Genomic DNA, 18229 nt, shown 5'->3' with positions numbered 1-18229 from the left:
CGCCGAGTGGTTGCGCCGTGGTCTTCTGCTCATGTTCTCTGCTCCTGAATCTCGGGCTCTATCCTCGCCCATCGGAGCAGCCAGTCCACTTTACGCCGTGTTCAGATTTGCGCGGCCGGCTCTGTGGTCTTGATCACGCCCAGCCGCTGCAGCGTGTCCTGCGCCTTCCAGAGCGCACGATAGTTGTGCGCGGAGATGCGGCGGTCGACTTGCTGGATGTTGTTCTGCATCGCGGCTTCCGCAACGTCAAGCTTCAAGCCGGGAATCCAGCGGGTGCCGATGGCGGCGGCCTGCTTGGGATTCTTGCGCATCCACTGGTCGGCTTCGGACACGCCTGCCAGGAACTTCTCGATCGTTGCGCCGTTCTTTTCTGCCCAGGGCCGCAGGGCGATGTTGAAGCCAAGGTAGGAAATCACGTCACCGCCGCGGATCACCTCGATCGCGCCGGGCACGTCCTTCATGGCGATGACCGGAGCCGGATCCCAAGCCACGAACGCATCCACGCCCTTGGCGAGCAACGCCACGGTCATCTCCGGCGGAGGCGTATTGACCAGCGTCACATCGGCGGGCGTCAGGCCACCCTTCTCGAGCAGGCCGAGGATGTAGAGGTGGTTGATCGTGCCGAACGAGGTCGCGATCTTCTTGCCCTTGAGGCTCTTCAGGTCACCTTTGACGATGCCGGTGCCGCTGTTCGCGATGAGGGCAAGCGTGGCATCGGAGCCCAGCTTGGTGGCGTTGCCGCTGAAGTTGCCGAGGAATACCAGGTCCATGCCGCGCAGGATGGCGCCGATGGCCGGGACGCCGGCCTGCACCATGTCGGTCTCGCCGGCCTGCAGGGCATTGAGCGCATCGACGCCGGTCGCATAGGGACGCGCGATCGTCACGTCGAGCCCGTATTTCTCGAAGAAGCCGCGCTCGACGGCGATCGGCAACGCCAGCATGTCGACGGCGGCCACCATGCCCACCTTCACCTTCACGAGGTTCGTGGCCTGGGCCAGCGCCAGCGAGGGCAACAACAACAGGGAACAGAGCAGCAACGCGATTCGTTTCATCATGGTCTCCTTAAGGTTTCAATGGTTCCACACGCCTCACCCAGTAAGGACGCGCGACGGTCGTCAGATCATCTCGTTTCACTCCGCGAACTTCAAGGGCATTCGCCTCCTCCGCACCGGATACCCTGCCAAAGGTCTGGAGCTTCTGAAAGTGAAAACGCTCCGGTGGAAACGGCAGCGTGACCAGTATGTTTATCTTCTCCGACTCGCCCGCAACGCCGGCGACCTTTTGCGGTGCCGCGATCGTCAGCCAGACCTGCCACGCGACATAGAAGACCGCGATAGCCAGCAGGATGTGGAACTTCCGCGACCTGAGAACGTCACCCGGCATGGCTCAGGCGGCCCGCACGAGTTGAAGAACGCGCGCGTTCAGCGCCTTGAAGCGGTCGTCCTCGTTGAGGTCGTCCCAAACCCGGGGCCGCGGCAGGTCGACGTCGATCTCCTCCAGCACCTTGCCTTTGGACAGGGCGATCACCCGGTTGCCGAGGAAGACGGCTTCGGAGACATCGTGGGTGATGAAGATGACCGTGGGCCGCTTCTGCTCCCAGATCCGGGTCAGCTCTTCCTGCAGGGTCATGCGCGTCTGCGCATCCACGCTGGCGAAGGGTTCGTCCATCAGCAGCACGTCCGGCTCGTTCGCCAGCGCACGCACCACGCCGACGCGCTGCTGCATGCCGCCCGACAGCTCGTTGGGGTAGCGCCCTGCAGCATGGGACAACTTGGCGAGCGCGAGGTAGTCGTGCGCGATCTTCTCGCGCTCGGCCTTGCCGACGCCGCGCATCTTGGGACCGAACGCGACGTTGTCGAGGACGGTGCGCCACGGGAAAAGCGCCCATGACTGGAACACCACGCCGCGGTCGGGACCTGGCCCCTTTACGGGCTGGCCGCCAACCAGGATGTCCCCCTCGGTGTGAGGAAGGAACCCGGCGATCATGTTGAGGAGCGTTGTCTTGCCGCACCCTGACGGGCCGACGATGGACACGAACTCGCCCGCCGGTATCTCCAGCGACAAGTCGCGCACCGCCGTCACGTTCGAGCCGGCGTGGACATCGAAATAGGTCTTCGAAAGATTGCGAATAGTCAGGCTTTTCACTTCGTCACCAATCCCCAGCGCTGTCCGGTGGCCCGCTCGATCGGCGCGAGGATCCAGCTGTCAACGATGTACCAAAGAATCCCGAGAATGATCATGCCCAGCAGGATCTCGACCACCGAGCCTGCGCGGCGGGCATCGAACATGAGAAAACCGATGCCGCTGGTGCCGACGATGATCTCGGTCGCGATGAGGGCGCGCCAGCCGTAACCCAGGCCGTTGCGCAGCCCCGTCATGATGTTGGGAAGCGCACCCGGCAGCACCACTTCCCACAGCATGCGGATGCGCGAGGCACCGAGGCTCAGCGCGGCGCGATGCATGTTGATCGGGATCGAACGCACGCCCAGCACCGTGTTCAGGATGACCGGAAAGATAACCGTGTAGACGATGACGACGGTCATGGTCGTCAGCCCGTAGCCGAACCAGATCACCAGGATCGGCAACCAGGCGATGTCGCCGATGGCCTGGAAGAACATCAGCAACGGCCAGAGCGCCTTGTGCGCCCGCTGACTGAGGCCCACCAGGATGCCCACGGGGATGCCGAGCAAGATGCCCCAGAAGGACCCGACGACCAGGCGCACGATGCTGTCCTGCAGGTAGTCCGGCAGCACGCCCGTGTAGACGAGCGTCCCGAACGAGCGCACGACCTCCGGGGGTCCAGGCAGGAACGCAGGCGGGAATACCTGAAGCGCGGTGACGATCCACCAGGCTGCGACAAGCGGAAGGAACGGCACGATGGTGCCGAGCGACGGCCACTGCGTCGTCAGGCGCAGATAGTGGCTCCAGGCCTTGAGGAAAAAAGTCGTCATGCCCGCTGCACCAGGCCCCAGCGCTCGCTGGTGGCGCGCTCGATCGGCGCCAGCACCAGGCGATCAAGCAGCAACCACAGCACGCCGATGACGATCATGCCGAGCACGATCACTTCGGTCTTGTAGAAATCACGCGCGACGAAAAGCATGTAACCGAGTCCCACGTTGGTCGCAATCATCTCGGCGGCGATCAGCCCGCGCCAGGCGAAGCCCAGTCCGGTGCGAATGCCGGTGACGATATTCGGGAGCGCGCCGGGCAGCAGTACCTCGGTCAGCATGGCCCAGTGCCCCGCGCCCAGGGATGCGGCTGCGTTGCGCACCTGCAGGGGAATGGTCGACACGCCGAGCAGCGTGTTGTAAGTCACGATGAAGAAGACCGCATTGAAGATGATGAAAGTGATGGCGCCGAAGCCGTAGCCGAACCACAGCGACGCCAGCGGGATCCACGCGATGCCTGCCAGCACCGAGAAGAACCTGAGCGGGGGCGTGAGAAAACCCGAGACCGCCGGGCTGACGCCCATGGCAACCCCGAGCGGAATGGCGAACACGAGGGCGAGCACGGTGCCGACGCTGACGCGCAGCAAGCTCGCACCGATGTGCCGGATAAGGGTGCCGTCCTTGATGCCATCGAGACCGGCCTGCACGACCGAGTCGAGGTGGGGGAACAGGCGAGGATTGACGTCGAAGTACGGGATCAAGACCGCCCATAGGACGAGCAAGACCGCGAAAGGCGCGCAGAACCAAAGCGCCGAGAACCAGTGCCGCATCAATTCAATTCTTCCTCAGACTGCGGGAACCGCTTGGCCGACCGTGCGGCGGGTGGCGCCGGCCTTGCGGCGAGACAGCTTCAACAGGGGTGAAACCAAGGACCTGCCCCATGGCATGGCGGGATCTTTCAGCAGCGCATTTTTCGATGGCGCGCTCTAACCAGATGGTGGGCGAGGTTGTCCTCGAAACCAGCCGCCGACACGATCATCGACGACCACGAATACCGCATTCAGGGCTGTGTCGATCGCGCCGCGCGAGTCCTGAAGTACCAGGTTGCGCGACGCATCCGACGACCATGCCGACACGTCGTTGCGCACCGCCAAGTTCCACCCGCATCATTGCCTGCGAAGGTCCAGAGAACCTCGCCTCTCGGCACGAGCCCCACGTTCAGGCCAGGCGACGCAAACCGACACGCGGTGGTGCAGCAACGCTCGCGACTGATCGACTACATCGACGCGATCGGGGGAACCGGGGGTTGGATTTCAGGCCAGTGGCGTGAACCCCTGGGATAGCCGTTGATGACAATCCCCGTCGAGAAGCCACCACCAAGGTGCGAAGGCTGCTGGAAACGGCCTGCCGGGACATAAACGATATCACCCGGGTTCGCGACCAAGGAGCCCAGACCTTCGACCGAGAAACCCATCTGACCTTCCATGACGAACCAGGCGTCACCATCAGAGACCTTGAAATAGTACTCATCGGTGACGGGGGCATTGGCGCCGCGGATGACGTTCATGAACAAGCGATCGTCGTTCACGAAGGCGCCTGTGCTGCCCGCCGGATTGGCGAAGAAGTTGCGGGAAACCGGCGTGCCCTGCGACGTGAAGCTATCGGGCTGTTCGTACCGGTGCGGGAACCAGACATGGCCCTCCGGCGGTGGCGGCAACCCCGCTGTCGAGGTGGGCTGCGGATAGATGAAGACCCGCTTTGCGTTATGGACCTCGAAATGCAGCGATGGCGTCGAACCCACGTTCGTCAGTGAGTACGGCCGGCGGAGCGGAACCTGGACCATCATCCCCTTGGTCGCAGTGAACGTTGCAGGAGTCTGACCCGGGATGTTGACTTCGATCTGGCCCTCCCAGACGACGAACGCGGTACGGTGATCTGCCACCAGCTTCTGCCGCATCCCATCGCCTGGCTTCAAACCCACCCATGCAGCCTTCACGCTCTCATCATCGACGACCTTGTGGCGCCAACTGGCGGACGGGTCCTTGTCGGCGAGCACGTCGCTCAGCTTCGTGAGCGGCTTCATCCCGTTCACGTAAGGCGCGAGCGGTGTCGGCTTTGGCGTCCATGCCTTGGCCTGTGCATGAGCTTGCGTCATCCCGACCGTGCTGATCGCTATCGCACCCAAGGCAGCCAAACTACGCTTCCACAGATTTTTCACGTTCCCCTCCGAACTTGTAAATCAACGCACGCCCAGCCGTCGCCCATCGTTCGGGCTTGTGTGGCTGCGAGCCCGTCGGTCTGGCTTCCTTATCGCGACCGCCGTAGAGCCTTGGGGTAGCAGCAAGTGTTCGCAGTGTTGCAGTCGGTGCCCGCGCGGCGACTCAGTGTTTGCCCGCGCCGCGACTGAGAAGATGTGATGTCGCTATAAGCTTTCGTCAACCCTACGCGATCCCACCCCTCTGCTTGACGATCGTCAAGCTGCACCTGAAAAAGCTGCGGCTCCCGGTGCTCGTTCCTGGGGTCGAAGCCGGTCGCGTTGACCCAACCGGATGCGAGCAAGGCCTCGCGGAAATCGAGACGTCTTGGGCTCATCGCTGTTCGTTCGCACCAATTCGGGGCCTTGAGCCCACCGCCAGGGGCCATCGAGAGAGCCGCCATGCGGGGTCGATCGCGAGGAAGATGACACCACCGCTGCCCTGCTGGACCCGCTTGGTTCCAGCAGCACCTGCTGGAGGTGACCTCCGCTCGGCGGATGAACCAGTCGCGGATCGGAGCATCGGATCCGGTGTCGGGCGGCTGTGGTCCTACCGATCGAAGAGCAGGCGAGGACAGTCCGGGGTGCTATAACCATGGCTTATTCCATGGGCGCCTGGCGCCTCATGGCTTACCACGCCGTGGTGCGCTTGGGCACGAGCTGCTGGGGTCCTGAGCCCAACGAGAACCGCGGGTTGGGAGTCGTGCCACGTACGGCCAAGTGGAACGATGTCTGCAACAAGATTATTGGCGCGGCACCGCTGGAACCGAGCTTCGACCAAGGCCGAACACTGGCTCAAGCGGCGACTCGCCAGACCTGCCACGGCTTGGCCGCCGCGAACCATCGTTGTAAATTGCCCTTCCCGCGGTCGAGCAGCGTCCGCATGCGCGGTCGCTCTTGCTCAAGAGGTCAGGCGGCGCAATGACGCTGCCGAGGTCTCCTGCGACCAAGTCCATTCACATCAATAAGAGGTTTCAATGTCCAAAGGCTATTGGGTTACTACGTACCGCGCGGTGAACGACGCGGAAAAGGTCGCCGCCTATGCGAAGCTCGCCGGCCCCGCACTCATGGCCGCAGGTGGCCGCTTCCTGGCGCGCGGCGAGCCGTCGACGATCTATGAACTCGGAGTCAAGCAGCGCACCGTCGTGCTGGAATTTGACAGTGTCGAACAGGCTGTCGCGGCTCACGACAGTCCCGCCTACCTCGCGGCGCTGGAGGCTCTTGGCGACGGCGCGGAACGTGACATTCGAATCGTTCCGGGCCTCTGAGCGCTATCGAAGTCAAGCCCTCGAGCGACGCCTGATCCGGCCTCGGAAGCTCAGTATCAGTGAGCTGCTGAGCACGGCCGCCATGCGGATGGCTTCGTCGACAGGGTCGGCGGTGTCCAGTGCCGTCAGTTAGTGACCTCACTCTGTGCCGACGGCAAACCTCTGACGCTCAAGTTCCGATGAGGGCCGCTGCACGGTTGTCCACGGCTCGCATGGCGTTTGCCGCGCACAGACCTGCGACCCGCACGGCGGACTGATTGCTGGCGTTCCTGGCGCCCATCCTCGCGAAGTCGGCGCGCGAGATGGGGCCATGTGCCGAATGCCGACGGCGCGGGTTGAACCAGCCGCAGTTCAGGGAAGTCCGCCAAGCGTGCCTCGGTCTTGCTCTTGAAGCTGCGGCGGTCGATCAGCTCGCTCTCGAGCTTGCAGCGACACTTTCGGCCCTCGCGTTGTCGTAGGCGCCGCCGCCCACAGTGCCCGTCGGGGACTCTCATCTCCGACAACGGTCGCCGAGAGCGGGGTCGATGGTTCCCTGCCCGACCGAGTCGGCGATGGTCAACGCGTGGAGCCGAACTCACGAGCAAGCTCCGCCGGCGCTCACGCGGCGCTCACTACGCTCAAGCATCGTGGTCGAAACTACGCCGGGTGCGTCGGCTCGGCCGCAGGCAGCGGGACTGCAAAGACGAACGGGTTAGCTCCTCGTGAGAGCTAACCCGTTGATCGGACTGGTCGGGACGGCGGGATTCGAACTCGCGACCCCTTGCACCCCATGCAAGTGCGCTACCAGGCTGCGCTACGCCCCGTCGAGCGGCATTATAGGTGCCGCCGAGGCCCCCTCACGGCACGAGGAGGCCGCGAATCGAAAGAAGCTCCTCGCGCACCTGGCTCGCGGTGAGCACGAGGGATCCGCCGACGGGCGCCGCCGGGTTGGCGTCGACGTCGATCAGCCGCACCTCGATGCGCTCGGTGGCGTCGGCGCCATCGGCTGCGAACGCGTCGTGGCCGTCGTGACCGTCGGACTGGCCGTTGCGATGCACGCTGTCGGCGAGCTGGTTGCGGGCACCGCTGATGGTGAAGCCCTGCTCGTAGAGAAGTTCGCGGATGCGGCGGATCAGCAGCACCTCGTGGTGCTGGTAGTAGCGGCGGTTACCGCGCCGCTTCATCGGCTTGAGCTGCGTGAACTCCTGTTCCCAGTAGCGCAGCACGTACGGCTTGACCCCGCAAAGCTCGCTGACTTCACCGATCGTGAAGTAGCGCTTGGCTGGAATCGGAGGAAGAGTTTTCTCCATGAAATCAATAAGATCCGGAGATAAACCTAGACTTTACTCGAACTCCTGCGGCGGCGGTGTGTCACCTTGCACGACTGACTTGAGCTTGTGACTGGCGTGGAACGTCACGACGTGGCGCGCCTTGATCGGTATGGACTCCCCGGTACGCGGGTTGCGCCCCGGCCGCGGTGCCTTGCGCCGGATGTTGAAGTTGCCGAACCCCGACAGCTTGACGTCGTCGCCTTCGAGCAGCGTCTTGTGGATCAGCTCGAAGAACGCCTCGACCATGTCCTTCGACTCCCGCTTGTTGAGCCCGAGACGCTCGAACAGAAGCTCCGAGAGCTCGGCCTTGGTCAGCGTCGGCGTCTCGATGGTCGGCAGCAGCACGCGCTCGGGGCGCTCGGGAACAGTCATGGTCAGCGCCTCAGGCGAACGCCCAGGCGCTCGCCGAGCGTGCGCAGGACGTCGGTGACGACCGCGTCGATGCGCTCGTCGGTCAGGGTGGTGGTGTCGTCGAGCAGCTCGAGCCGCACTGCGAGGCTGCGCTCGTCCGCCGCCATGTCGGGAACCGGCGCCGACGGCTTGTAGATATCGAACAGATTCGCCGAGCGGATCAGGCCGCTCGGGTGCGACGTGATGGTCTCGATCAGCGCCTCGTGGCTCACGTCAGGCCCCGCGACCACCGCGAGGTCGCGCCATGCCGACTGGCGACGCGGCAGCGCCGCATGGCGCGGCATCGGCTGCGCGCGCAGCGCCTCGACATCGAGCTCGAAAAGCACCGCCGCGCCGGGCAGCTCGTGGCGCTGGCGCCAGCGCGGGTGCAGCTCGCCGATCACGCCGATCGTCCGGCCGTCGACCTCGACGGCGGCACTGCGGCCGGGGTGCAGCGCCGGATGGCGCGTCGGCACGAAGCGCGCAACCGTCGGCGCGAGGAGCGTCTCGACGTCGCCTTTCACGTCGAAGAAGTCGACGTTGCGCGCCGGGGCGCCCCACTGCAGCGGATCGACCGGGCCGAACGCAAGACCGCCGACGCGGGTCGGCTGACGCACACCGCCGACGCTGCCCGGGCCCGCGGACGCCTCGGCGTCGCGCAGGAACACCTTGCCGAGCTCGAACACGCGCACCCGCGTCGCCTTGCGCGCGAGGTTGCTGCGCAGCACGCCGAGCAGGCTGCCGAGCAGCGTCGAGCGCATCACGCCCATCGAGCTGGCGATCGGGTTCAGCACGCGCACCGGGGCGGCGTTGTCGGCGAGCTCGGTTTCCGACGCGTCGTCGACGAAGCTGAAGTTGATCGTCTCCAGGTACCCGAGTCCCGCCAGACGATGGCGCAGCGCCCAGCTGCTGCGCCGCGTCTCGCTCGCCGCGCGCGCGTGCAGCGCCGCGCTCGGCGCGCCCGCCGGCAAACGGTCGTAGCCGATCAGGCGGATGACCTCCTCGATCAGGTCTTCCTCGATCCGCAAGTCGAAGCGCCAGCTCGGCGGAGTGACGCGGACGACGCCGTCCGCGCTCTCGAACGGCAGGCGGAGCCGGACAAGCACCGCTTCGCACTCGGCCTGCGTCACCGGCATGCCGATGACCTTGGCGGCGCGCGCGACGCGCAGCTGAACGGGCGCGCGCGCCGGCAGGTTCAGCACCTGGTCGTCAATCGGTGCGCATCGCGTCTCGGCAGTGCCGCAGATCGCGAGCACCAGCTGGCTGATGCGCTCGATGGCGTCGAGGGTGCGCTCGGGATCGACGCCGCGCTCGAAGCGGTGCCCGGCGTCGGTGGCGAAGTGGTAGCGACGCGAACGTCCGGCGACCGCCTCGGGCCACCAGAACGCGGCCTCGACGTAGATGTTGCGAGTGGCGTCGGACACCGCGGTCGCGGCGCCGCCCATGATGCCGGCGAGCGACTCGACCATCTGCGCGTCGGCGATCACGCCGACGTCGCCGTCGAGCTCAACCGTGCTGCCGTTCAGGAGCTCGAGCGACTCACCCGGGCGGCCCCAGCGCACCGTAAGGCCGCCGTGGATCCTGTCGAGGTCGAAGATGTGCGTCGGCTGGCCGAGCTCGAACATCACGTAGTTCGAGATGTCGACGAGCGGCGAGACCGAGCGCTGCCCGCAACGCGCGAGGCGATCGACCATCCACGCCGGCGTCGGACGGCTGATGTCGACGTCGCGGATGATGCGGCCCGAGAAGCGCCCGCAGAGGTCGCTGGCTTCGACGCGCACCGGCAGGCGGTCGCCCTCGCCTGCCGTCACCGCCGCCGGCACGATCGACGGCTCCCGCAAGGGCGCTCCGGTCAGGGCCGCGAGCTCGCGGGCGATGCCGTAGACGCTGAGCCCGTGCGCGAGGTTGGGCGTGAGCTTGAGCGTGAAGATGGTGTCGTCGAGGCGCAGTTGGGTGCGCAGATCGGCGCCGACGACGGCGTCGTCGTCGAGGACCAGCAGGCCGGCGTGGTCGTCCGCGAGCTGCAGCTCGCGCGCCGAGCACAGCATGCCGGCGCTCTCGACGCCGCGGATCTTGCCGAGATTGATGCGGAACGGCTCGGTCGAATCGCCGGCAGGCGGCAGCTCGGCACCGACGCGCGCGCACGGCACCTTGATCCCGGCCCGCACGTTCGGCGCGCCGCAGACGATGTCGAGCAGCTCGCCAAGGCCCACGTCGACGCGGCAGACGCGCAGCCGATCGGCATTGGGGTGCGGGTCGGCCGTCAGCACCTCGCCGACGACGACGCCATGGAACGGCGGCGCGACCGGCCGCATCGCCTCGACTTCGAAGCCCCCCATGGTCAGGGTGTGGGCGAGCGCCTGCGTGTCGATCGGCGGATCGCAGAACTCGCGCAGCCAGGATTCAGGAAGTTGCATGGGTAAGGGCCGGCTCCGGGCGCAGGTCTACGCCGCTGGCGCGCCGTCGAGGCGCGGCGAGCGGGGCGAGCGTCGCGGCGTCATGGGAGGTCAGGCGAACTGGCCGAGGAAGCGCACGTCGCCGTCGAAGAAGACGCGCAGGTCGTCGATGCCGTAGCGCAGCATCGCGAGGCGGTCGATGCCCGAGCCGAACGCGAAGCCGATGTAGCGCTCGGGGTCGAGCCCCATGTTGCGCACCACCTGCGGGTGCACCTGGCCGGCGCCCGACACCTCGAGCCAGCGACCCTGCAGGGGGCCGCTCTCGAACATGATGTCGATCTCGGCGCTCGGCTCGGTGAAGGGGAAGTAGCTCGGCCGGAAGCGCAACTGCAGGGCGGTCGTCTCGAAGAACGCCTGCACGAAGTCGAGGTAGAGCGCCTTCAGGTCGCGAAAGCTCACGTCGGCGCCGATCCACAGGCCTTCGACCTGGTGGAACATCGGCGAGTGCGTCGCGTCGCTGTCGACGCGGTAGGTGCGGCCCGGCGCGATCACCCGCACGTCGGGCATGGTCGCCGCTCCGGCATGACGAGCGGCGTGGGCCTGCGCGTAGCGAATCTGCATCGGCGACGTGTGCGGGCGCAGGTTGAGCCAGCGCCCTTCGGCGTCCTTGAGGTCGACGTAGAACGTGTCCTGCATCGAACGCGCCGGATGGTTCTCCGGGTTGTTCAGTGCGGTGAAGCTGTACCAGTCGGTCTCGATCTCGGGGCCGTCGGCGACGTCGAAGCCCATCGAGCCGAAGATCTGCTCGATACGCTCCATCGCGCGGCTCACCGGGTGCAGCGCGCCGTTTCCGCGACGGCGGCCGGGCAGCGTGACGTCGAGCGCCTCGGCCTGCAGCTGCGCCTCGAGCTGGAGCTGCGCGAGCTCGGCGCGGCGTGCGTTGAGGGCAGCCTCGACCTGGTGCTTCAGCACGTTGATCGCGGCGCCGCGGGTCTTCTTCTCGTCGGCGGGCAACGAGCCGAGCGCCTTCAGCTGCTCGGTGATCCGGCCGGTCTTGCCGAGGTAGCGTGCCTTCGCGTCCTCGAGCTGGGCAGGCGTGGTCGCGCGGGCGAAATCCGCCGCGGCGTCTTGAACCAGGGAATCGGCGTCCATCGTGTCGAAGCTACGGAGCGAAGTCGCTCGGAAAGACAACCGCAGCGCAGACGCGGGCGGTGCTGCGCGCCGCTGCGCCGGTCACCCGGCGCGCGCGGCGGCATCGGGCGGGCTCAGGCGAGCGCCGCCTTCACTTTCTCGACGATGCTGCCGAAGCCGGCGGCGTCGTGCACCGCCATGTCGGCCAGGACCTTGCGGTCGATGTCGATCGCGGCCTTCTTGAGGCCGGCCATGAACTGGCTGTACGTGACACCGTGGCTGCGGCTCGCGGCGTTGATACGCGCGATCCAGAGCTGACGGAACACGCGCTTCTTGTTGCGGCGGTCGCGATAGGCGTACTGGCCAGCACGCATGACCGCCTGCTTGGCGATCCGGAATACGTTCTTGCGACGGCCGCGGTAGCCCTTGGCGAGGGCGAGGATCTTCTTGTGGCGGGCGCGGGCGGTGACGCCGCGTTTGACTCGGGGCATGGTTTCTCCTTGAAGTGATCAGGCCTTACAGGCCCGCGAACGGCAGCATCTGCGCCATGTGGCCCATGTTGGTCTCATGGACCGACACGGCGCCGCGCCGCTGGCGCTTGTTCTTCGTCGACTTCTTGGTGAGGATGTGGCGCTTGAACGCCTGGCCCCGCTTCACGGTGCCACCCGGACGAACGCGAAAACGCTTCGCCGCACTCTTCTTCGTCTTCATCTTGGGCATTTCTGCTCCCTGCTTACATTGCGACTGGTCAGGCGCCGGCAAAGGTCTTGCCGTCTTGGAGGCCTGCAGCCGCTTTTGCAGCGACGCTCGTGCGCCGCTGAATCCTGTTCTCCGGCTCGCCTAGCGCTTCTTCGGGCCCAGCACCATGATCATCTGGCGACCCTCGAGCTTGGGCATGTTCTCGACCACGGCCACGTCGGCGAGGTCGTCACGGATGCGCTCGAGCAGGCGCATGCCGATGTCCTGGTGGGTGATCTCGCGACCGCGGTAGCGCAGCGTGACCTTGCCCTTGTCGCCGTCTTCCGCGATGAAGCGCCGGAGATTGCGCATCTTGATCGCGTAGTCGCCCTCGTCGGTGCCCGGGCGGAACTTCACTTCCTTGATCTCGATGACCTTCTGCTTGGACTTCGCCTCGGCCGCCTTCTTCTGCTCCTGATACTTGAACTTGCCGTAGTCCATCAGCCTGCAGACCGGCGGATCGGCCTGGGCGACGATCTCGACGAGATCGACGTCCTGCTCGCCCGCGAGGCGCAACGCCTCGTTCAGGCTCACGATGCCGAGCGGCTCGTTGTTCTGGCCGTTCAGGCGAACTTCAGGGGCCATGATCTCCCGGTTGAGCCGATGCTTGCGCTCGGCGTTCGGGGTGCGGCGGTCAGCAAAAGTAGCGATAGTCGAAAACCTTTCGAAAGACCCGAGGCGAGCGGAATCCGTAAACGATCGAAGCGCGCCAGGCGCCGGACGATGCCTCCGGCCGGGCTCTCAGACCTTCTGCGCGACGTCGGCGGCGAGCTTCGCGCAGAAGTCGTCGATCGTCATCACGCCGAGGTCTCGATTGCCCCGGGCGCGCACGGCAACGGTCCCGTTCGCCTTCTCCTTGTCGCCCACGACAAGGATGTACGGGACCTTCTGCATCGTGTGCTCGCGGATTTTATAGTTGATTTTCTCGTTGCGCAAATCAGACGCTGCTCTAAGTCCTTGTTTCTGCAGCGTTTTGACAACCGCCTGGGCGTAATCGGATTGACTTTCGGTGATCGTGAGCACGCTGGCCTGACGCGGCGCGAGCCAGGCGGGCATCGCGCCGGCGTGCTGCTCGACCAGGATCCCGATGAAGCGCTCGAAGCTGCCGATCACCGCGCGGTGCAGCATCACCGGCGGCAGACGCTCGCCCGATTCGGCGACGTACTCGGCGCCGAGCCGCCCTGCCATCGAGAAATCGATCTGCATGGTGCCGCACTGCCACTGCCGGCCGATCGCGTCCTTGAGCGTGTACTCGATCTTCGGGCCGTAGAACGCGCCGTCGCCAGGTGCGATCGTGAACTCGCAGTTCGAGCGTCGGAGTGCCTCCATCAGCGCGGCCTCGGCCTTGTCCCAGACCTCGTCGGAGCCAATGCGCTTCTCGGGACGCGTCGCGACCTTGTAGAGGATTTCGGTGAAGCCGAAATCGCGGTACACCCGCTGGAGCAGCGCCGTGTAGCTGGTGCACTCGTCGAGGATCTGGTCCTCGGTGCAGAACACGTGGCCGTCGTCCTGCGTGAAGCCGCGCACCCGCATGATCCCGTGCATGCTGCCGCTCGGCTCGTTGCGGTGGCACTGGCCGAACTCGCCGTAGCGCAGCGGCAGGTCGCGGTAGCTCTTGATCCCCTGCTTGAAGATCAGCACGTGGCCGGGGCAGTTCATCGGCTTGAGCGCGTACTCGCGCTTTTCCGACTCGGTGGTGAACATGTTCTCGCGGTACTTGTCCCAGTGCCCGGTCTTCTCCCAGAGCCCCTGGTCGAGCAGCTGCGGTCCCTTCACCTCGAGGAAGCCGCTGTCGCGATAGACCTGCCGCATGTACTGCTCGACCGCCTGCCAGATGGTCCAGCCGTTCGGATGCCAGAACACCAGCCCCGGCGCGTGCTCGTCGAGGTGGAACAGGTCGAGCTCGCGGCCGAGGCGCCGGTGGTCGCGCTTCTCGGCCTCCTCGAGCATGTGCAGATAGTTCTGCAGCTCCTCCTGGGTCGCCCAGGCGGTGCCGTAGATGCGCTGCAGCATCTCGTTGCGGTGGTCGCCGCGCCAGTAGGCGCCCGCGACCTTCATCAGCTTGAAGTACTTCAGCTTGCCGGTCGACGGTACGTGCGGGCCCCGGCAAAGGTCCTCGAAGGCACCCTGGCGGTACAGCGAGACGTCCTCGCCCGCGGGAATGCCGGCGATGATCTCGGCCTTGTAGGCCTCGCCGATGCCGCGGAAATACGCCACGGCCTCGTCGCGCGGCAGGACCCGGCGCTCGACCTTCTCGTCCTTCCTGACGAGCTCGGCCATGCGGGCCTCGATCGCTGCCAGGTCCTCCGGCGTGAACGGCCGGTGGTACGAGAAGTCGTAATAGAAGCCGTTCTCGATGACCGGCCCGATCGTCACCTGCGCCTCCGGGAACAGCTCCTTGACCGCCGCCGCCAGCAGGTGCGCCGCCGAATGACGGATCACGTCGAGACCGGCCGGGTCCTTGGCGGTGACGATCGAGAGCTCGGTGTCGCGGTCGATGACGAAGCTGGTGTCGACGACGCGGGCGTGGTCGCCCGACCCGATGCGGCCGGCGAGCGCCGCCTTGGCCAGGCCGCTGCCGATCGAGGCGGCGATCTCGCCGACGGTGACCGGCCCCGGGAACTCGCGTTTGGAACCGTCGGGCAGCTGGATCGAGATCATCGGGAACCTCCAAAAACAGGAAAGCGCGGACCAGGCCGCGCTTTCGAGACGAAAACAGGAATTGCTCAGTCGAGACGCGCGACGGCCCGGACCTTCCCGAAGAAGGTGGAAGTTCGCGGTGTCATAACCAGCATGCCTTTCTCGCCCTTGTCGTTCGTCGAACGTCGATTGTAGTTCAGCGCCCTTGCCGGCCCCGACCGTACACGGCCGCCAGTGCGCCGCACGTCACGCTGGCCGCCCGGCGCCCTCGCCCGCACGCAGCGCCGCCTTCAGCTCGGCCGCGACCTCGGGGCGGGCCGCGAGCGGGTCGGTGGGGTTGCGGCCCTGCACCACGTCCTCGAGGCGCGTCTGCACGCCGCCGAGTGCGTGCGGATGGCTGTAGACATAGAAGCGGTCCTCGGCGATGGCGTCGAACACGAACTGCGCCACCTCGGCGGCACTCACCTTGCCGCGCGCGACCGCCTTGGCGTTCATCGCCTGGCCGATCCGCTGCGCGCGCGTGGGCTCGGCGTCGTCGCGCTGATCCGCCGGGCGGTTGCGGTGGCTTTCGGCAATGCCGGTCGGCACGAAGAACGGGCACAGCACGGACGCGCCGATCTGGTCGGTGACGAGGCGCAGGTCCTGATAGAGCGTCTCGCTGAGCGACACCACCGCGTGCTTGCTGACGTTGTAGACGCCCATCAGCGGCGCATTGACCAGGCCCGCCATCGAGGCCGTGTTGACAATGTGTCCCTCGTACCCGGGGTCGGCCGCGGCGGCCTTGAGCATCATCGGCGTGAAGGTGCGCACGCCGTGCACCACGCCCATCAGGTTGACGCCGAGCACCCAGCTCCAGTCCTTGAGCGTGTGCTCCCAGATCAGCCCGCCGGCGCCGACACCGGCGTTGTTGAAGACGACGTGCGGCGCGCCGAAGCGTTCCAGCGTCGCGGCGCCCAGCGCGTCGACCTCGGCGGCGTTCGCCACGTCGACGCGCGACGCGAGCACCTGCGCGCCGAGGTTCTCGATCTCGACGGCGGCACGCTCGAGCGCGTCGGGCTGCACGTCGGCCATCACGACGTTCATGCCGAGCCGGGCGGCGATTCGCGACGCCTCGAGCCCGAACCCCGAGCCGGCACCGGTGATCACGGCGGTGCGTCCGCTGAAGCTCTTCATCGCTGGTTCTCCTCGGAGGGTGCGGCCTTGACCTGGAAGCCAACGCGCGGGAAATGCACGTGGACGCGACCGGCACGTGGGTCGTCGCGCGCGATCACCACCTCGTCGCGCGTGAGGCCGACCAGCGTGCCGGCGACCTCGTCGGTGGCGTAGTCGAGCGCCGACACCTTGACGGCCGCGCCGGGACCGAACGGCTCGCCCGCGTCGACCGTCGTCGGCGCGTGCGCGCCCGCCGCGGCCGCGATCGCGATCGCCTCGCTGCTCGACAGGTCGCCCGGCGCGCCATGCCCGAACGCCAGGATGCGCTCGACCCAGCCGCCGAGCCGGCGATACGGCTCGAGCAGCGCGGCGATCGGGGGCGCCAGCCGCATGAACCAGATCGGGTGCGCGAGCGCGAAGTCGGCGATGCTCGGCGCGCTGCCCAGCACATAGGCGCGGCCGTCGGCGAGCATGCGTTCGATGCGCTCGAGGTAGGCGAAGAGCTGCGCGCGCATGTCGGCGAGCGGCGGGCGCCGCAGACTGGCCGTCATGGCCGCACGATCGGCGCGGAACGCATTCAGGAACTCGGGCGAGCGGTCGGGAACGACGTGCACGGCACCCGCGGGCTGCATGGTGAACGGGACCGCGACCCAGAACAGCATCGCATCGGACCACTGGGCGACGATGTCCGCCAGGCCCGCGGCTTCGGGGGGCCAGAGCGGCGGCTCGGGTGCCAGGCGGTCGAGCACCCGGCAGATCAGCGCGCTGTCGCAGTACACGTCGGCGCCGATCTGCATGACGGGCGTGCGGCGGTAGCCGCCGGTCAGCGCGACCACGTCGGGCTTGGGCAGCATCACCGGGATCGTCACCGAGCGCCAGGCCAGCTGCTTGAAGCCGAGGACCAGCCGCACCTTCTCGGCGAACGGCGAGCTCGGGTAGTGATGCAGAACGATGTCGTGGCGCCCGGCGGCGCCCTCGAGCGCTCCTTCGAGGCGTGGCGACGTTTGCGGGGAGGGAGCAGCCGCCATGGTCAGATCAGCTTGACGAGCTGCTTGCCGAAGTTGCGGCCCTTGAGGAGCCCGATGAACGCATCGGGCGCCGACTCGAGGCCCTGGGCGACCGACTCGCGGTACTTCAGGCGCCCGCTGGCGACCATACCGGCCAGCTCGCCCAGCGCCTCGCCCCACACCTCCATGTGCTCCGAGACGATGAACCCCTCGACGCGCAGGCGCGACTGCAGGATCAGCGCGGGGTGGGCGAGCGGGATCGGCGCGCCGTCGTAGCCGCTGATCATTCCGCACATGGCGATGCGCCCGAACGCGTTCATGCGCGCCAGCGCCGCGTCGAGCACCGCGCCGCCGACGTTCTCGAAGTAGCCGTCGATGCCGTCGGGCGTGGCATCGGCGAGCGCCTGGTAGAGGCTCTTCGGGTCCGCATGCGCCTTGTAGTCGATGCAGGCGTCGAAGCCGAGCTCGTCGACGACGTAGGCGCACTTCTCCGGGCCGCCTGCGATGCCGACGGCGCGGCAACCCTTGGCCCGAGCGAGCTGGCCGACCACGCTGCCGACGGCGCCGCTCGCCGCGCTCACCGCGATGCTCGCGCCCGGGACCGGCGCGCAGATCTTCATGAGGCCGTACCAGGCGGTGACGCCGGGCATGCCCACCGCGCCCAGGTACGCCGAGAGCGGCACGTGGGTGGTGTCGACCTTGCGCAGGGCGCCGGGCTGCGCCGCGTCGACGACCGCGTACTCCTGCCAGCCTCCCATGCCGACGACTTTGTCGCCCGGCTGATAACCGGGATGACGCGACGCCAGCACCTCGCCGACGGTGCCACCGCCCATCACGGCGCCGAGCTTCTGCGGCACCGCATAGCTCTTGGCATCGTTCATGCGGCCGCGCATGTAGGGGTCGAGGCTGAGGTAGTGGTGGCGCACCAGCACCTGCCCCACCGCCAGGCTCGCGGGCTCGGGCGCCGGCGCCTCGACGAGCCGGAAGTTGGCGCTCGACGCCTCGCCGTCGGGACGCGAAGCGAGATGGATCTGCCTGTTTGTGGTCGTCATGGT

The 18229-nt window shown here is 66.8% G+C and carries 18 protein-coding genes and 1 tRNA gene; 1 reads left to right on the top strand and 18 read right to left on the bottom strand.

Features of this window, described 5'->3' with window-relative positions; all coding sequences use genetic code 11:
* Positions 1–101: 101 nt before the first annotated feature.
* The 6 genes from HQN59_RS21030 to HQN59_RS21005 form a co-directional block, all read right to left on the bottom strand.
* Positions 102–1052 (bottom strand): ABC transporter substrate-binding protein, encoded by a 951-nt coding sequence (locus HQN59_RS21030; RefSeq protein ID WP_217704239.1) that lies wholly within the window; start codon positions 1050–1052, stop codon positions 102–104.
* Between the two features lie 10 nt (positions 1053–1062).
* Positions 1063–1383, bottom strand: coding sequence for a hypothetical protein (locus HQN59_RS21025; protein WP_217704238.1), 321 nt, complete (start codon positions 1381–1383; stop codon positions 1063–1065).
* A 3-nt stretch (positions 1384–1386) separates the two neighbouring features.
* Positions 1387–2082, bottom strand: coding sequence for an ABC transporter ATP-binding protein (locus HQN59_RS21020; RefSeq protein WP_342451266.1), 696 nt, complete (start codon positions 2080–2082; stop codon positions 1387–1389).
* A 59-nt stretch (positions 2083–2141) separates the two neighbouring features.
* Entirely contained in the window at positions 2142–2951 is an 810-nt protein-coding gene (locus HQN59_RS21015; RefSeq protein WP_176071081.1) for an ABC transporter permease, read from the bottom strand.
* Positions 2948–3718, bottom strand: a complete 771-nt coding sequence (locus tag HQN59_RS21010) for an ABC transporter permease (protein WP_176071080.1) — start codon at positions 3716–3718, stop codon at positions 2948–2950. Before HQN59_RS21010 ends, HQN59_RS21015 begins: the two co-directional genes overlap by 4 nt.
* Positions 3719–4164: 446 nt before the next feature.
* Positions 4165–5106, bottom strand: a complete 942-nt coding sequence (locus HQN59_RS21005) for a hypothetical protein (protein WP_176071079.1) — start codon at positions 5104–5106, stop codon at positions 4165–4167.
* A gap of 1013 nt (positions 5107–6119) precedes the next feature.
* On the opposite strand from HQN59_RS21005, the gene HQN59_RS21000 reads away from it, so the two are divergent.
* A complete protein-coding gene (locus tag HQN59_RS21000) occupies positions 6120–6410 on the top strand; it encodes a DUF1330 domain-containing protein (RefSeq protein ID WP_176071078.1) in 291 nt (96 codons plus the stop codon).
* A gap of 726 nt (positions 6411–7136) precedes the next feature.
* Here HQN59_RS21000 and HQN59_RS20995 read toward each other — a convergent pair.
* The 12 genes from HQN59_RS20995 to HQN59_RS20940 form a co-directional block, all read right to left on the bottom strand.
* A tRNA-Pro gene (locus HQN59_RS20995) sits at positions 7137–7213 on the bottom strand.
* Positions 7214–7246: 33 nt separating this feature from the next.
* Positions 7247–7699, bottom strand: a complete 453-nt coding sequence (locus tag HQN59_RS20990) for a MerR family transcriptional regulator (RefSeq protein WP_176071077.1) — start codon at positions 7697–7699, stop codon at positions 7247–7249.
* A 33-nt stretch (positions 7700–7732) separates the two neighbouring features.
* Positions 7733–8092, bottom strand: a complete 360-nt coding sequence (locus HQN59_RS20985; protein ID WP_176071076.1) for an integration host factor subunit alpha — start codon at positions 8090–8092, stop codon at positions 7733–7735.
* Positions 8093–8094: 2 nt separating this feature from the next.
* A complete protein-coding gene (pheT, locus tag HQN59_RS20980) occupies positions 8095–10527 on the bottom strand; it encodes a phenylalanine--tRNA ligase subunit beta (protein WP_176071075.1) in 2433 nt (810 codons plus the stop codon).
* A 90-nt stretch (positions 10528–10617) separates the two neighbouring features.
* Complete coding sequence (gene pheS / locus HQN59_RS20975) at positions 10618–11658, bottom strand: phenylalanine--tRNA ligase subunit alpha (RefSeq protein WP_176071074.1); 1041 nt, start codon at positions 11656–11658, stop codon at positions 10618–10620.
* Between the two features lie 113 nt (positions 11659–11771).
* Positions 11772–12128 (bottom strand): 50S ribosomal protein L20, encoded by a 357-nt coding sequence (rplT, locus tag HQN59_RS20970; protein ID WP_176071073.1) that lies wholly within the window; start codon positions 12126–12128, stop codon positions 11772–11774.
* A gap of 25 nt (positions 12129–12153) precedes the next feature.
* Positions 12154–12357, bottom strand: coding sequence for a 50S ribosomal protein L35 (gene rpmI / locus HQN59_RS20965; protein WP_176071072.1), 204 nt, complete (start codon positions 12355–12357; stop codon positions 12154–12156).
* Between the two features lie 120 nt (positions 12358–12477).
* A complete protein-coding gene (infC, locus tag HQN59_RS20960) occupies positions 12478–13026 on the bottom strand; it encodes a translation initiation factor IF-3 (protein WP_176071091.1) in 549 nt (182 codons plus the stop codon).
* Between the two features lie 90 nt (positions 13027–13116).
* Complete coding sequence (thrS, locus tag HQN59_RS20955; RefSeq protein WP_176071071.1) at positions 13117–15036, bottom strand: threonine--tRNA ligase; 1920 nt, start codon at positions 15034–15036, stop codon at positions 13117–13119.
* A gap of 225 nt (positions 15037–15261) precedes the next feature.
* Positions 15262–16188 carry an SDR family oxidoreductase gene (locus tag HQN59_RS20950; RefSeq protein WP_176071070.1) on the bottom strand — a complete coding sequence of 309 codons (927 nt, stop codon included), beginning with the start codon at positions 16186–16188 and terminating at the stop codon, positions 15262–15264.
* On the bottom strand, positions 16185–17195 hold the full coding sequence (locus HQN59_RS20945; protein WP_176071069.1) for a glutathione S-transferase family protein: 1011 nt from the start codon (positions 17193–17195) through the stop codon (positions 16185–16187). Before HQN59_RS20945 ends, HQN59_RS20950 begins: the two co-directional genes overlap by 4 nt.
* A gap of 2 nt (positions 17196–17197) precedes the next feature.
* Positions 17198–18226 (bottom strand): NADP-dependent oxidoreductase, encoded by a 1029-nt coding sequence (locus HQN59_RS20940; RefSeq protein ID WP_176071068.1) that lies wholly within the window; start codon positions 18224–18226, stop codon positions 17198–17200.
* Positions 18227–18229: the final 3 nt, after the last annotated feature.

This window comes from Rhizobacter koreensis, assembly GCF_013366375.1.
GTDB classification, from domain to species: domain Bacteria; phylum Pseudomonadota; class Gammaproteobacteria; order Burkholderiales; family Burkholderiaceae_C; genus Schlegelella_A; species Schlegelella_A koreensis.
The sequence above is the reverse complement of the archived record's forward strand: the minus strand, read 5'-3'. Positions and strand labels throughout refer to the sequence as shown.